General features: G+C 62.2%; 13 protein-coding genes. 5 read left to right on the top strand and 8 right to left on the bottom strand.

All coding sequences use genetic code 11. From position 1 onward, the window contains the following. Positions 1–30 precede the first annotated feature (30 nt). Genes mfd through AC07OF_RS11495 form a run of 3 tightly spaced genes read left to right on the top strand, consistent with a single transcriptional unit; the run spans position 31 to position 6,333 of the window. Positions 31–3,480, top strand: a complete 3,450-nt coding sequence (gene mfd, locus AC07OF_RS11505; RefSeq protein WP_157191846.1) for a transcription-repair coupling factor — start codon at positions 31–33, stop codon at positions 3,478–3,480. Between the two features lie 10 nt (positions 3,481–3,490). Beyond that, the gene (locus AC07OF_RS11500; RefSeq protein WP_157191845.1) at positions 3,491–4,006 is read left to right on the top strand and encodes a CsiV family protein; all 516 of its coding nucleotides are present in this window, start codon (positions 3,491–3,493) and stop codon (positions 4,004–4,006) included. Between the two features lie 2 nt (positions 4,007–4,008). After that, the gene (locus AC07OF_RS11495; RefSeq protein ID WP_476445599.1) at positions 4,009–6,333 is read left to right on the top strand and encodes a DEAD/DEAH box helicase; all 2,325 of its coding nucleotides are present in this window, start codon (positions 4,009–4,011) and stop codon (positions 6,331–6,333) included. Between the two features lie 81 nt (positions 6,334–6,414). Here the strand turns inward: AC07OF_RS11495 and nagZ are convergent, their stop codons facing one another. From nagZ to AC07OF_RS11480, 3 genes are read right to left on the bottom strand one after another with little or no spacing between them, the layout of a single operon-like run. Continuing rightward, on the bottom strand, positions 6,415–7,413 hold the full coding sequence (gene nagZ / locus AC07OF_RS11490) for a beta-N-acetylhexosaminidase (protein ID WP_198325429.1): 999 nt from the start codon (positions 7,411–7,413) through the stop codon (positions 6,415–6,417). 22 nt (positions 7,414–7,435) lie between these two features. Next, entirely contained in the window at positions 7,436–7,960 is a 525-nt protein-coding gene (locus tag AC07OF_RS11485) for a L,D-transpeptidase (protein WP_157191842.1), read from the bottom strand. Positions 7,961–8,005: 45 nt separating this feature from the next. Next, positions 8,006–8,719, bottom strand: coding sequence for a TetR/AcrR family transcriptional regulator (locus AC07OF_RS11480; protein ID WP_157191841.1), 714 nt, complete (start codon positions 8,717–8,719; stop codon positions 8,006–8,008). A gap of 231 nt (positions 8,720–8,950) precedes the next feature. On the opposite strand from AC07OF_RS11480, the gene lexA reads away from it, so the two are divergent. Continuing rightward, complete coding sequence (gene lexA / locus AC07OF_RS11475; protein ID WP_038608892.1) at positions 8,951–9,559, top strand: transcriptional repressor LexA; 609 nt, start codon at positions 8,951–8,953, stop codon at positions 9,557–9,559. A gap of 10 nt (positions 9,560–9,569) precedes the next feature. Beyond that, positions 9,570–10,064 carry an SOS-induced cell division inhibitor SulA gene (gene sulA, locus AC07OF_RS11470; RefSeq protein WP_038608891.1) on the top strand — a complete coding sequence of 165 codons (495 nt, stop codon included), beginning with the start codon at positions 9,570–9,572 and terminating at the stop codon, positions 10,062–10,064. Positions 10,065–10,129: 65 nt separating this feature from the next. Here the strand turns inward: sulA and AC07OF_RS11465 are convergent, their stop codons facing one another. The 5 genes from AC07OF_RS11465 to fadA all read right to left on the bottom strand — a co-directional run bounded on the left by AC07OF_RS11465 (position 10,130) and on the right by fadA (position 15,298). Further along, positions 10,130–10,363 (bottom strand): hypothetical protein, encoded by a 234-nt coding sequence (locus tag AC07OF_RS11465; protein ID WP_038608889.1) that lies wholly within the window; start codon positions 10,361–10,363, stop codon positions 10,130–10,132. 50 nt (positions 10,364–10,413) lie between these two features. Continuing rightward, entirely contained in the window at positions 10,414–10,935 is a 522-nt protein-coding gene (locus AC07OF_RS11460) for a DUF6586 family protein (RefSeq protein ID WP_157191840.1), read from the bottom strand. 147 nt (positions 10,936–11,082) lie between these two features. Then, entirely contained in the window at positions 11,083–13,692 is a 2,610-nt protein-coding gene (topA, locus tag AC07OF_RS11455; protein ID WP_157191839.1) for a type I DNA topoisomerase, read from the bottom strand. A 100-nt stretch (positions 13,693–13,792) separates the two neighbouring features. Continuing rightward, entirely contained in the window at positions 13,793–14,044 is a 252-nt protein-coding gene (locus AC07OF_RS11450; RefSeq protein ID WP_038608885.1) for a DUF1653 domain-containing protein, read from the bottom strand. A 78-nt stretch (positions 14,045–14,122) separates the two neighbouring features. Beyond that, positions 14,123–15,298: an acetyl-CoA C-acyltransferase FadA gene (gene fadA / locus AC07OF_RS11445; protein ID WP_038608883.1), complete on the bottom strand. Its 1,176-nt coding sequence runs from the start codon at positions 15,296–15,298 to the stop codon at positions 14,123–14,125. Between the last annotated feature and the right edge of the window lie 8 nt (positions 15,299–15,306).

Here is a 15,306-nt window from a genome sequence, read left to right as displayed (position 1 = left end):
TTTGTCGCAACGCTTGGAGCTCGACCTCCCGTGCCTGTTCTGCGTCTACCGCACCTGCCGGCCACTGCCGGCAAACAAACCTGGGGCAACCTGCCGGGTGCCGCCCTGAGCCTGGCGATTGCCGAGGCTGCCAGCGCCGCCAAGCGCTTTACCCTGCTATTGACCGCCGACAGCCAGAGCGCTGACCGGCTTGAGCAGGAGCTGCGCTTTTTTGCGCCGGAGCTGCCGGTACTGCCTTTCCCAGACTGGGAAACCCTGCCCTACGACCTGTTCTCGCCGCACCAGGACATCATCTCCCAGCGGATCGCCAGCCTGTACCGGCTGCCGGAACTTGATCACGGCATTCTCGTGGTGCCGATCACCACCGCCCTGCACCGCCTGGCACCGACCAGCTTCCTGCTCGGTAGCAGCCTGGTGCTGGACATCGGCCAGAAGCTGGATGTCGAACAGATGCGCACGCGCCTTGAAGCCAGCGGCTACCGCTGTGTCGATACGGTGTACGAGCATGGCGAGTTCGCCGTGCGCGGCGCGCTGATCGACCTGTTCCCGATGGGCAGCAAACTGCCGTACCGCATCGACCTGTTCGATGACGAAATCGAGACCTTGCGCACCTTCGACCCGGAAACCCAGCGCTCGATCGACAAGGTCGAGTCGGTACGGCTGTTGCCCGCCCGCGAGTTTCCGCTGCAGAAAGAGGCGGTGACCCGCTTCAAGGCACGCTTTCGCGAGCGTTTCGACGTCGATTTTCGCCGCTGCCCGATCTTCCAGGACCTGTCCAGCGGCATTACCCCGGCCGGTATCGAGTACTACCTGCCGCTGTTCTTCGAAGACACCTCGACCCTGTTCGACTACCTGCCGCAGGACACCCAGGTGTTTTCCCTGCCAGGCGCCGAACAGGCCGCCGAGCACTTCTGGAGCGATGTGCGCAACCGCTACGAGGAGCGCCGCATCGATCCGTCGCGCCCCCTGCTGCCACCGGCCGAACTGTTCATGCCGGTGGAAGACTGCTTTGCCCGGCTGAAAAGCTGGCCGCGGGTGGTCGTCAGCCAGGATGACGTCGACAGCGGCGTCGGCCGCGAGCGCTTCCCGGCCCGGACCTTGCCGAACCTGGCGATCGAAGCCAAAGCCAACCAGCCCCTGGCAGCGCTGTCGGGCTTTCTCGACCAGTTTTCTGGCCGCGTGCTGTTCACCGCCGAGTCGGCGGGCCGTCGCGAAGTACTGCTGGAGCTGCTCGAACGCCTGAAGCTGCGCCCGCAAACCGTCGATAGCTGGAACGCCTTCGTCGCGGGCAAAGAGCGCCTGGCAATCACCATCGCACCGCTGGACGAAGGTCTGCTGCTGGACGACCCGGCCATCGCCCTGATCGCCGAGAGCCCACTGTTCGGTCAGCGGGTCATGCAGCGCCGACGCCGCGACAAACGCAGCGACGCCAACAACGACGCGGTGATCAAAAACCTTACCGAGCTGCGCGAAGGCGCGCCGGTGGTGCATATTGATCACGGCGTGGGCCGCTACCTGGGTCTGGCAACCCTGGAGATCGACAACCAGGCCGCCGAATTCCTCACCCTCGAATACGCCGAGGGTGCCAAGCTCTACGTGCCGGTGGCCAACCTGCACCTGATCGCTCGCTACACCGGCAGCGACGACGCCCTGGCACCGTTGCACCGCCTGGGTTCCGAAGCCTGGCAGAAAGCCAAGCGCAAGGCCGCCGAGCAGGTGCGCGATGTGGCCGCCGAACTGCTCGACATCTATGCCCGTCGCGCGGCGCGCAAAGGTTATGCCTTCGCCGACCCGTCGGTGGACTACGCCACCTTCAGCGCCGGCTTTCCGTTCGAAGAAACCCCGGACCAACAGAGCGCCATCGAAGCGGTGCGCGAAGACATGCTGGCGGCCAAACCGATGGATCGCCTGGTCTGCGGCGACGTCGGCTTCGGCAAGACCGAAGTGGCCATGCGCGCCGCCTTCATTGCCGTGCACGGTGGGCGTCAGGTCGCCATCCTGGTACCGACCACCCTGCTCGCCCAGCAGCACTACAACAGCTTCCGCGACCGCTTTGCCGACTGGCCGGTGACCGTCGAAGTGATGAGCCGCTTCAAGTCGCCCAAGGAGGTCGCCGCCGCCGTTGCCGATCTGGCCGAAGGCAAGATCGACATCGTCATCGGTACCCACAAGCTGCTGCAGGACGACGTCAGGATCAAGGACCTGGGCCTGGTGATCATCGACGAAGAGCACCGTTTTGGCGTGCGCCAGAAAGAACAGCTCAAGGCCCTGCGCAGCGAGGTGGACATCCTCACCCTGACCGCCACGCCGATCCCGCGCACCCTGAACATGGCCGTGGCCGGCATGCGCGACCTGTCGATCATCGCCACTCCGCCGGCACGTCGGCTGTCGGTGCGCACCTTCGTCATGGAGCAGAACAAGAGCACGGTCAAGGAAGCCTTGCTGCGCGAGCTGCTGCGTGGCGGCCAGGTCTATTACCTGCACAACGATGTGAAGAGCATCGAGAAATGCGCCGCCGACCTTGCCGAACTGGTCCCCGAAGCACGTATCGGCATCGGCCACGGGCAGATGCGCGAGCGTGAACTCGAACAGGTGATGAGCGACTTCTACCACAAGCGCTTCAACGTGCTGATCGCCTCGACCATCATCGAGACCGGCATCGACGTACCCAGCGCCAACACCATCATCATCGAGCGCGCCGACAAGTTCGGCCTGGCCCAGCTGCATCAACTGCGTGGCCGGGTCGGCCGTAGCCACCACCAGGCCTACGCCTACCTGCTCACGCCGCCGCGCCAGCAGATCACCCCGGACGCCGAAAAGCGTCTGGAAGCGATCGCCAATACTCAAGACCTGGGCGCAGGCTTCGTCCTGGCCACCAACGACCTTGAGATCCGCGGTGCCGGTGAACTGCTCGGCGAAGGCCAGAGCGGGCAGATCCAGGCAGTCGGTTTCACCCTGTACATGGAAATGCTCGAGCGTGCGGTCAAGGCCATCCGCAAGGGCACCCAGCCGAACCTCGATCAGCCGCTGGGTGGCGGCCCGGAAATCAACCTGCGTCTACCGGCACTGATTCCCGAGGACTACCTGCCGGACGTCCACGCCCGCCTGATCCTGTACAAACGCATCGCCTCAGCGGTGGACGAAGACGGCCTCAAGGACCTGCAGGTCGAGATGATCGACCGCTTCGGCCTGCTGCCCGAGCCGACCAAGAACCTGGTGCGCCTGACCTTGCTCAAGCTGCAGGCGGAAAAACTCGGCATCAAGAAAGTCGATGCCGGCCCCAACGGCGGCAAGATCGAGTTCGAAGCCGAGACCCCGGTCGATCCGCTGGTATTGATCAAGCTGATCCAGGGCCAACCCAAGCGCTACAAGTTCGAAGGCGCCACCCAGTTCAAATTCATGGTGCCGATGGAACGCCCGGAAGAACGTTTCAACAACCTCGAAGCGCTGTTCGAGCGCCTGACCCCACAATCTGCGTGAAGGAAGATCCATGCGTGCCATTCGTTGCCTGACCCTGCTGCTGGCGTTGTTTACTCCAGCCGCTTTCGCTGAAGGCGTTTATCAGGTTGAAATGATCCTGGTACGGCAGAACGCCGTCCCGGCAATCACCAGCCAGTCCGCCCCGGAAGACTGGAGCAACGGCGCCCAGGCCATTGCCGAAGGCGACCTGCGCCAACCGGCCATGACCGACGAAGCAGCCAAGCTGAGTGCCGACAACCAGTACACCGTGCTGCTGCACAAGGCCTGGACACAGGACGCCGGCACTGTCGCCATCAGTGACGGCAAAAAGCAGTTCGGGCACTTCCCGATCGAGGGCAACCTGAACCTCAACGAAGAGCGTTTCATCAGCGTCGAGGCCAGCCTCTGGGTCAACCAGTTCGATGGCAATGGCGCAGTGATTCAGAGCGAACAGCTCAAGCAGAGCAACAGCACGGTGAAAAACGGAGAACTGACCTTCCTTGACGGCGGCCACCTGGCCCTGCTGCTCAAGGTCAGCAAGCCCTGAAAATGCCCGAGCACCTGATTGACAACCTCCAGCCACAACCGCGGTTGTGGCTGGGCAGCATCGAATTCAGCGCCTTCGAACCGCGCAACGGGCGCATGCAGCGCCATATCCAGCATCGCGCAGCCTTGGCCTTTGGTTACGCTGGCGAGTACGTCAGCGGCACCAAGAACATCGCCATCATCAAGCACGAGGCCGAACAGACCTTGCGCATTCAGCGTCAGCCCGCAGCCGAGCGCAACTTGCGCGATACCCTGCTGCGCCTGGGTTTCAAGATCGCCACACGCCAGAGCAAAGCCTTGCCGGAAAGCGCCGGCGACCCCTTCGAACTGCCCAACGACAGCGCCTGGCTGCGCTTTGTTCTGAGCGAACTGCCGACCCTGCGCGAGCAAGGCTGGCAGATCGAATTCGCCGACGATTTCGCCTTCGACCTGACCCCGGTGGACGACTGGTATGCGCGCATCCAGGAAGCGCCGGAACGGGACTGGTTCGACCTGGAGCTGGGCATCGTGGTCGATGGTGAGCGCCTGAGCCTGCTGCCGATCCTGCTCAATCTGCTACGTACCCATCCGGAATTGCTCAACAGTACGCAACTGGCCAAGCGTCGCGAGGACGAGCAACTTCTGGTGACGATTCCAGGCAACACCGGCGGCCGCCGTCCGCTGCAGGTTGCCCTGCCCTACGGGCGACTGAAACCGGTGCTGGCCACCCTCGGCGATTTCTATCAGCGCGAACCCGGTGAAACCAGTCTGCGCCTGGCCACTCCCGACGCCACTCGCCTCAATGCCCTGCAGGAGCTGCCGTTGAGCTGGCAAGGCGGCGACCGCGTGCGCAACCTGGCTGAACGCCTGCGCGACATCCGCCAGCAACCGGCACACACACCAGACGGTCTCAACGCCACCCTGCGTTCCTATCAGCTTGAAGGTCTGAGCTGGATGCAAGCCCTGCGCGAACTGGAAGTGGGCGGCATCCTCGCCGACGACATGGGCCTGGGCAAGACCCTGCAGACGCTTGCTCACCTGCTCACGGAAAAGAATGCCGGACGCCTGACCCGCCCGGCCATGGTGGTGATGCCGACCAGCCTGATCCCCAATTGGCAGGACGAAGCGGCACGCTTCGCTCCCGGTCTGCGCGTCCTGGCCTTGCAAGGCATTGGCCGTCGCAAGCATTTTGACCGCTTGCAGGACTACGACCTGCTGCTGACCACCTATGCCCTGCTGCCCAAGGACCTGGCGCACTTCAAGGGCCTGGTGCTGCATGTACTGATCCTCGACGAGGCGCAGTACATCAAGAGTCCGAGCAGCAAGGCCGCCCAGGCTGCGCGCCAGCTGGAAGCACGTCAACGCCTGTGCCTGAGCGGCACGCCGCTGGAAAACCACCTGGGCGAACTGTGGTCGCTGTTTCACTTCCTGCTGCCCGGCTGGCTGGGAGACGCCAAGGCCTTCAATCGCGACTACCGGGTACCGATCGAGCGCCAGGGCAACGATGAGCGCCTGCAGCACCTCAACGCGCGGATCAAGCCGTTCCTGCTGCGGCGCACCAAGGAACAGGTTGCTACCGAACTGCCGGCCAAGACCGAGATGATCCACTGGGTCGAGCTCAGCGATGCGCAGCGCGATGTCTACGAGACCATGCGCCTGGCCATGGACCAGAAAGTGCGCGCGGAGATCACCCGCAAGGGCGTAGCCCGCAGCCAGATCATCATCCTTGAAGCCTTGCTCAAACTGCGCCAGGTCTGCTGCGATCTGCGCCTGGTCAACAGCCAGGCGCCAACCACCCGCGGTGCTCACTCGGGCAAGCTGGCAAGCCTGATGGAAATGCTCGAGGAGCTGCTCGCCGAAGGGCGACGCGTGCTGCTGTTCTCACAGTTCACCAGCATGTTGCGGCTGATCGAGGCAGAACTGCAGCAGCGCGCCATCGCCTACGCCCTGCTGACGGGTGAAACCCGCGATCGCCGGGCACCGGTACAGGACTTCCAGAGCGGGCGCCTGCAGATTTTTCTCATCAGCCTCAAAGCCGGTGGCGTGGGCCTGAACCTGACCGCTGCCGATACCGTGATCCACTACGACCCGTGGTGGAACCCGGCAGCGGAAAACCAGGCCACCGACCGTGCTTATCGTATCGGTCAGGAGAAGCCGGTATTTGTCTACAAGCTGATTACCCGAGGCACGGTGGAAGAGAAGATCCAGCAGCTGCAGCAGGAGAAATCGGCATTGGCGGCAGGGGTGCTGGATGGGCGTCAGGCGGGAGATTGGCGTTTGGCAGCCGAGGATATCGATGCGTTGTTTGCGCCATTGCCGGGCAAGCGCAAAGCGTCGAAAACCAGTTGAGTTCATCGCTGGCAACGCCAGCTCCCACGGGGTGCTGGCATCCATGTGGGAGCCGGCATTGCCGGCGATTGGCTACTGGTTTCAATCGACCAGTTGAGCCTCTTTGAGCGCCCCAAGCGCCTCCAGCCAACGCGGCTGCTGGCGATAATCGGTACGCGCAAAGCCCTGCCCGCGCATCTGCGCGATACGTGGCGAAGGCTTGACCTTCAGGCGTTGCGCCGCTGTCAGTGCCAGCTCGGCGGCAGCCCGGTCGTTACACACCAGGCCCATATCACACCCGGCGCTCAACGCCGCCTCGATCCGACTGGCCGCGTCACCCACCACATGCGCGCCGGCCATCGACAGGTCATCACTGAAGATCACCCCGTCAAAGCCCAACTCACCGCGCAGGATGTCCTGCAACCAGCGGCGCGAGAAGCCCGCCGGCTGGTTGTCGACCTGCGGATAGATCACATGCGCCGGCATCACCGCCGCCAGCTGGCCACTGAGCCGCGCGAACGGCACCAGATCGACGGCGCGAATCTGCTCCAGACTACGCTCGTCAGTCGGGATGGCGACGTGGGAATCAGCTTCGGCCCAGCCATGGCCGGGGAAGTGCTTGCCGCATGCCGCCATGCCTGCGGCGTTCATACCGCGAATAAAGGCGCCGGCCAGCACGGTGGCACGCTGCGGATCACCTTCGAACGCGCGGCTGCCGACTACGGCGCTGCGCTGGTGATCAAGGTCCAGCACTGGGGCGAAACTCAGGTCCAGACCAACCGCCAGCACTTCCGTAGCCATCAGCCAGCCGCACTGCTCGGCCAGGTATTCGGCATTGTCGTTGTCGGCAATCGCGCGCATCGCCGGCAAGCGTACAAAGCCCTGGCGCAGGCGCTGCACCCGGCCACCCTCCTGGTCGACCGCCAGAATCAGGTCCGGGCGGATGGCGCGAATCGAAGCGGTCAGTTCACGCACCTGACGCGGGCTTTCGATGTTGCGGGCAAAGATGATCAGGCCGGCCACTTCGGGCTGGCGCAACAGCTGGCGATCTTCGGCGGTCAGCCAGGTACCGGCGATGTCCACCATCAAGGAGCCTTGCAGGCTGGCACTCATAATTGATCCTTCAGTTCAGGGGCGCGCTGGCCCATTCGGGGCACGCGGCTTCTTCGATTCGCACCGGGCAATGCACTGGCACCTGATCGAACAGGCGCAGCAGGTCGGCATTGCGCAGGCGCACACAGCCATGGGACAACGGCACACCCATTGGTTCGCAATCAGGCGTGCCATGCAGATAAATGTAGCGACGGAAGGTGTCGACCGGGCCCAGACGATTGACTCCCGGCTGGCAACCGCTGAGCCAGAGGATACGACTGAGGATCCAGTCACGTTCGGGATACTGCGCATGCAGGGTCGGTGTCCAGGTTTCGCCGGTCCAGCGCCGCCCGCGTAGAACCGCACCTTGCGGCAATCCGGCGCCGATCTTTGCGCGGACCTGATGCAAGCCACGGGGCGTGCAACCGGAGCCATTGCGCTCGCCGGCACCCTTCAATGCCGTGGACACAGGCAGACGCAGGCGCAACTGCCCCTGGGTAAACCCATAGAGGCATTGATCGGCAAGGGAAATGTGCAGTAAATCGAGACTGGGCATGGGCGCTAGCTTAGCCGATGCGGCTCGCCGCGCCCAGCCATGGCATCAGGCCTTGGCGGTGACCGTGGTGCTTGAGGATTTACTGCGCGGCCGCAACTGCGCAGCGGCCATGGCTTCGTCAGTGACACCGCTGTCGGCACGCATACCGGCGGCGAGGAACGGCACCATCAGGCGCATGACCTGTTCGATCGAGGTGTTGACGCCGAAATCGGTTTCGGAAATGGCACGCAGTGCCTTGATCCCGGACATGCTGAATGCTGCGGCACCGAGCATGAAGTGCACACGCCAGAACAGCTCGATGGGCGGAATACGCGGTGCGGCCTCGTTGACCAGCAACATGTAACGACGGAACACCTTGCCGTACATGTCCTCCAGGTAACGCCGCAAGTGCCCCTGGCTCTGGCTGAAGGCCAGGCCCAGCAGGCGCATGAAGATCGACAGGTCGTTGCCACTGCGCGGCTGTACCACCAGCGCCTGCTCGACCAGCATTTCCAGCAGCTCTTCAAGGCTTGGCTTGTGCTCAGGACGGGCCTGACGACGCTCCAGCTCGCGCTCGAGGCTGGTGCAGAAAGGACCAAGGAAACGCGAGAAGACCGCCTGGATCAGGGCCTTCTTGGAACCGAAATGGTAGTTCACCGCCGCCAGGTTGACGCCGGCCTTGCTGGTGATCAGCCGTAATGAGGTTTCGGCAAAACCTTTTTCCGCGAACAACTGCTCGGCAGCATCGAGAATGCGTTCAACGGTTTCCGACTGGGCCATGACTACTCCGCCTGACAAACACTTGTTTGAAACATACGTTTCAAAGCGGTGATTTGTCAAGTCCGCGCAGCCGTTTTGTGCCTACCCGGTCACGTATTAAATCACAGCTGCAGGCCGCAAGCTGCAAGGACATCTGCACCTGGCGCCGGGTTTTCTTGCAGCCTGATGCTTGCAGCTTGCCACCCACTGTATATAATCCCAGTCACTGTATAAAAAGACAGAGCGATAGACATGCTAAAACTGACGCCACGCCAAGCTGAGATTCTGGCTTTTATCAAGCGCTGCCTGGAAGACAACGGCTTCCCGCCCACCCGCGCGGAAATCGCCCAGGAGCTGGGCTTCAAGTCTCCGAATGCCGCCGAGGAACACCTCAAGGCCCTGGCCCGCAAGGGCGCAATCGAGATGACCCCGGGCGCCTCGCGCGGCATCCGCATCCCCGGTCTTGAAGCCAAGGCCGAAGACAGCGGCTTGCCGATCATCGGCCGTGTCGCCGCCGGCGCACCGATTCTTGCCCAGCAGCACATCGAGGAATCCTGCAACATCAACCCGGCCTTCTTCCACCCCCGGGCCGACTACCTGTTGCGCGTCCACGGCATGAGCATGAAGGATGTCGGCATCGTCGATGGCGACCTGCTCGCCGTACATACCTGCCGCGAAGCCCGCAATGGCCAGATCGTGGTCGCCCGCCTGGGTGACGAGGTAACGGTCAAGCGCTTCAAGCGCGAAGGCAGCAAAGTCTGGCTGATTGCTGAAAACCCCGAATTCGCCCCTATCGAAGTCAACCTGAAAGACCAGGAACTGGTGATCGAGGGCTTGAGTGTCGGCGTCATTCGCCGGTAAAGGAGGCGTCATGCAGTTCCCCCCAGCGTCACAGAACGTACCGCAGCAAGCACAATTGCCCCTGTTCGAAGCATTCCTGGCCCAGCCAGTGCTGCCCGGACTGAAAGCCGCCAAGCCTGCGCCGCACCCTGGCGCAGCTCAGGTTTTCAGCGAGCTGTCTTTCCGTGGTGCGCTGGGCAACTGCCAGAGCCTGCTGGCCCCCATGTTGCGCGAACTGAGCGAGCTGAGCGAAGAGCAGGACGAGCGCTGGCTGACCCTGATCGCCCCGCCGGCCAGCCTGACCCAGGCATGGCTACGCGAAGCTGGCCTGAACCGCGAGCGCATTCTGCTACTGCAACCACGCGGCAACCAGAGCGCCCTGCAACTGGCCTGTGAAGCCCTGCGCCTGGGCCGTAGCCATACCGTGGTCAGCTGGCTGAGCACGGTCAGCAGCAGCGCCCGCCAGCAACTGAGCAACGCCGCACGTGCCGGAGACGCACAAAGCCTGAACATCCGCCTCGGCTGATACTCAGGATACGCAGGGGTTGGTTTCGCCAGGCTTCCTCAGGACGAGGAAGCCCTGTATGACGATCAATGCAGAACGCGCGGCCCGTCGTCTCGCTCGACTTCGCCTTCCACCAGCTTGCCGGCCATCTGCACGCCAACACTGAGCATGGCCTTGGCCACTTCCACGTGCTGACCTTGCAGGAAAGCCTTGGCGTCCTCGGAGAAATCCAGGGTTACCAGGGAGCCTTCGTCCTCGGCACGGCGCAACTCGATCCGGCCATCAGGCAACTCGACAATTTCTAGAAAGGACGTTGGCATAAGGGGCTGTTCTCCACGAAAGGCCGGTATTGTACCAGCGAGCGCCCCAATCAGCACTCACTCAAGCCCTCGCGAAAACGAACGGTCAGGCCCTTGAGATTCTGCCGCCAGCTCTCCAGCTCTTCCCGCGAAAGTGGCGCTACCTCAGGCTCATCAAGGCTCACGGCCTGAATCAACGGTTGAGTGACGTCAGTTTTCGGCGTTTTTTTCGCGACCGGCGGTCGGAACAAATCGGCATAAGCGCTTAACAGTTGCGCCAGCCAGGTTTCCCGCTGCTCAGCCAGTTCGACCAGCTCCGCCATCTCAGGAATCGCCACCGCCTCCAGCACCTCACGGGTCAGCAGTAGCTCTGCACGTGGCGCACCGGCCTGCGGCAAGCGGTAAAAACCGGCAATCTCGTGACACAAGCCCAGCAGCGCCCCGTACAGGTGGAACAGCGCCGATTCACGCTCAGCCTGAATCAAGGCCTGGGCATTCATGGCCCGGCTTTCCTGTGCCCTGCCCATGGCTTCGAGGGCCAGGCCTGCAAAGTAAATCTTCTGATTGGTGCGGGTGTAAAGTTCCTGGGCCATCTGGGTGCCCTCCGACAGGCTGCAAGGCGATCTGTGAATTTACACCATTGCAGGCCTGAAAAGCATCGCGGGGCAAGCCCGCTCCCACAGGGATCCATTAATCCTGTGGGAGCGGGCTTGCCCCGCGATCAGATCAATAAAAATTGATCAGCGCTTGTCTTCAACCTTCCAGGCGTTGCCGTCATAGAAGGCGCGCCAGCCAGTCGGCTTGCCATCCACTTCGGTCTGCACGTACTGCTCCTTGGTCTTGCGGCTGTAGCGGATCACGGCCGGACGACCATCAGGATCCTTCTTCGGCGCTTCGCAGAGGAAGTGGTACTTCGGATCGATTTCGTCTTTATGCGGAATGATCTCGATCACCAGCGGTGCACGGGTCTCGCGGTTTTTCGGGAACTGGCTGGCCGCCAGGAACAGACCCGAAGCACCATCACGCAGCACATAGGTATCGTTGACCTTCTCGCACTTGAGCTCCGGCATCTTCACCGCATCCATCTTCGGCGGCGCCGCCTCGCCGCTCTTGAGCAGCTTGCGGGTGTTCTTGCACTCGGCGTTGGTGCAGCCGAAGAACTTGCCGAAACGACCAGTCTTGAGCTGCATTTCGCTACCGCACTTGTCGCACTCCAGGCTCGGCCCTTCGTAGCCCTTGATGCGGTAGTTGCCTTCTTCGATCTCGTAGCCGGTGCAATCAGGGTTGTTACCGCAGATGTGCAGCTTGCGCTTCTCATCGAGCAGGTAGGCATCCATCGCTGTCGAGCAGATCGGGCAACGGTGCTTGTTGAGCAGCACGCGCGATTCCGATTCACCCTCGTCGTCGGCCGCGATTTCATCGCCCGGCACCAGGTTCACAGTAGCCTTGCAGCGCTCTTTTGGCGGCAGGCTGTAGCCCGAGCAGCCGAGGAACACGCCGGTGGACGCGGTACGAATCATCATCGGCCGCCCGCAATCCTTGCACGCGATGTTGGTCAGGGTCGGCTGGTTGGCACGCATGCCCTTCTCGCCATCCTCGGCCAGCTTCAGCTTGTTGCTGAAATCGCCGTAGAACTCGTCCAGCACGTTTTTCCAGTCGCGCTCGCCCTGGGCCACATCGTCGAGATTCTCTTCCATGCCGGCAGTGAAGCCGTAGTCCATCAGGTTGGAGAAGCTCTCGGACAGGCGCTCGGTGACGATGTCGCCCATCTTCTCGGAATAGAACCGACGGTTATGCAGGGTCACGTAGCCGCGATCCTGAATGGTCGAAATGATCGCTGCGTAGGTGGAAGGACGGCCAATGCCGCGCTTTTCCATTTCCTTGACCAGGCTGGCTTCGGAGTAACGCGCAGGCGGCTTGGTGAAGTGCTGGCTCGGGTCGAGCTGGATCAGCTTGAGCACTTCGCCCTGGTTCATCTCCGGCAGCACGTCGTCATCGCCCGGCTTGCTCTGTTGCGGCAGCACACGGGTGTAACCGTCGAACTTGAGGATACGGCCCTTGGCGCGCAGCTCGAAGTCGCCAGCGGTGACGCTGACGGTGGTCGACAGGTACTGCGCCGGTGGCATCTGGCAGGCCAGGAACTGGCGCCAGATCAGCTCGTACAGGCGCTCGGCATCACGCTCCATGCCACTGAGCTTGGTCGGGTGGGTGTTGACGTCGGAAGGACGAATCGCTTCGTGCGCCTCCTGGGCCCCCTCTTTGCTGCCGTAGACGATCGGCGCTTCAGGCAGGTACTTCTTGCCGAACTCGCTTTCGATGTAGCTGCGGGCCATTTCCACCGCATCGACCGAAAGGTTGGTCGAGTCGGTACGCATATAAGTGATGTAGCCGGCTTCGTACAGACGCTGGGCCATCATCATGGTCTTCTTCACCCCGAAGCCCAGACGGTTGCTCGCGGCCTGCTGCAGGGTGGAGGTAATGAAAGGCGCCGACGGTTTGCTGCTGGTCGGACGATCTTCACGCTTGGCGACGGTGTAACTGGAAGACTTGAGCTTCTCCAGTGCCGCCATGGCCTGGGCTTCGTTGAGCGGTTTGAAAGCTTCGCCCTTCTCCCGCGCTACTTCGAAACGCACCTTGGCGTCCTTGGCGGTACCCAGATCAGCATGCACTTCCCAGTATTCTTCCGGGATGAAGGCGCGGATCTCGCGCTCACGCTCAACCACCAGTTTCACCGCAACCGACTGCACGCGACCGGCAGACAGGCCGCGGGCGATCTTCGACCACAGCAGTGGCGAGACCATGTACCCCACCACGCGGTCGAGGAAGCGACGCGCCTGCTGGGCATTGACCCGATCGATATCCAGCTCGCCTGGCTGCGAGAACGCTTCCTGGATGGCTTTCTTGGTGATTTCGTTGAACACCACGCGCTTGTAGCGGCTGTCGTCACCACCGATGGCTTCGCGCAGGTGCCAGGCAATGGCTTCCCCCTCGCGATCCAAGTCGGTTGCGAGATAGATGGTGTCGGCATCTTTGGCCAGACGACGCAGTTCTTCGATGACCTTTTCCTTGCCCGGAAGGATCTCGTACTTGGCTTTCCAGCCGTGGTCCGGATCAACTCCCATGCGCGCGACCAGTTGCTTGCGCGCCTTCTCTTTCGGCGACAGGGCTGGCGCTTCGCCAGCAGCGGCCTTGCCGCGCTTGGCAGGCTCCTTGCTGGCGCTGGCCGAACCGCTGGTGGGCAGGTCTCGGATATGGCCGATACTCGACTTCACCACGTACTGGCTGCCCAGGTACTTGTTGATGGTCTTGGCCTTAGCCGGGGATTCCACAATGACCAGCGATTTGCCCATGGATCGGAAAATTCCTGAATACTGAAAATAAAAACACGGCAGGTACCTGACGCGGCACCGCTATATATAGTGGCAACAGAGTGAGGTCAAGCGCGAGGCGTTAGCCACCCTCGGCATCTGGCCGGGAAAACAGCTCGGCTTCAGCCTTGACCAAAGCAAAGCGCGGCACTTGCTCGCCGTCAACCTCGACCGACTCCATAAACATCGAAAGGGGTCGAACCCAGAGGCCGAACTCGCCATACAGGGCCTGGTAGAACACCACCCACTCCTCGGTTTCGGAATGGCGCGCCGTACCGAACACACGATACTCAGGCCCCTTGTAATGCCGGTATACGCCTGGTTGTATCTGCATGTTGCTCGCCCTCTTGAAAAAAAATCCTGCAAAAACAAAAACCGGGGCACCAGGCCCCGGTTTCCATCAGCGAAACGCTTAAACGCGTTCGAAGACGGTGGTGATACCTTGGCCCAGGCCGACACACATGGTCGAAACGCCGAAGGTCCCGCCATTCTGCTTCATGACGTTGAGCAGAGTGCCGGAAATCCGCGCACCAGAGCAACCGAAAGGATGACCCAGGGCGATAGCGCCGCCGTGCAGGTTAACCTTCTCATCCATCTTGTCGAGCACTTTCAGATCTTTCAGCACTGGCAGGGCCTGTGCGGCGAAAGCTTCGTTGAGCTCGAAGAAGTCGATATCGGCAATGCTCAGGCCAGCACGCTTGAGCGCTTTCTGGGTCGCAGGCACCGGGCCGTAGCCCATGATCGCCGGGTCGACACCGGCTACCGCCATGGAACGGATTACCGCCAGCGGCTGGATGCCCAGGTCTTGAGCACGTTGCGCCGACATCACGATCATGCACGAAGCACCGTCGGTGATCTGCGACGACGTACCAGCAGTCACGGTACCGCCTTTAGGGTTGAAAGCAGGTTTCAGCGCCGCCAGGCTTTCCAGGGTGGTGTCCGGGCGAATGGTTTCGTCGTAGTCGAAGACCTTGAGGAAACCGTTCTCGTCGTAGCCCTGCATCGGGATGATTTCATCCTTGAACTTGCCTTCGACCGTCGCCTTGTGGGCGAGCTGGTGCGAACGCAGGCCGAACAGGTCCTGCTGCTCACGGCTGATGCCGTGCATCTTGCCGAGCATTTCAGCGGTCAGGCCCATCATGCCCGAGGCCTTGGCGGCGTACAGCGACATGTGCGGGTTCGGATCGACACCGTGCATCATGCTGACGTGGCCCATGTGCTCGACGCCACCGACGACGAACACGTCACCGTTGCCGGTCATGATCGCCTGTGCCGCAGTGTGCAGGGCGCTCATGGACGAGCCACACAGACGGCTGACGGTCTGGCCGGCCGCAGTGTGAGGGATCTGGGTCATCAACGACGCCATGCGGGCGATGTTCCAGCCCTGCTCCAGGGTCTGGTTGACGCAGCCCCAGATCACGTCCTCGACTTCGTTAGGGTCGACCTTGGTGTTGCGCTCCAGCACCTTGCTGATCAGGTGCGCGGACATGTCTTCGGCGCGGGTATTGCGGTGCATGCCACCCTTGGAGCGGCCCATCGGCGTGCGACCGAAGTCGACAATCACCACGTCTCTTGGATTCAGGCTCATATATTCTC

The sequence above is a fragment of the Pseudomonas sp. GW821-FHT10B02 genome (assembly GCF_059415665.1).
The sequence above is the reverse complement of the archived record's forward strand: the minus strand, read 5'-3'. Positions and strand labels throughout refer to the sequence as shown.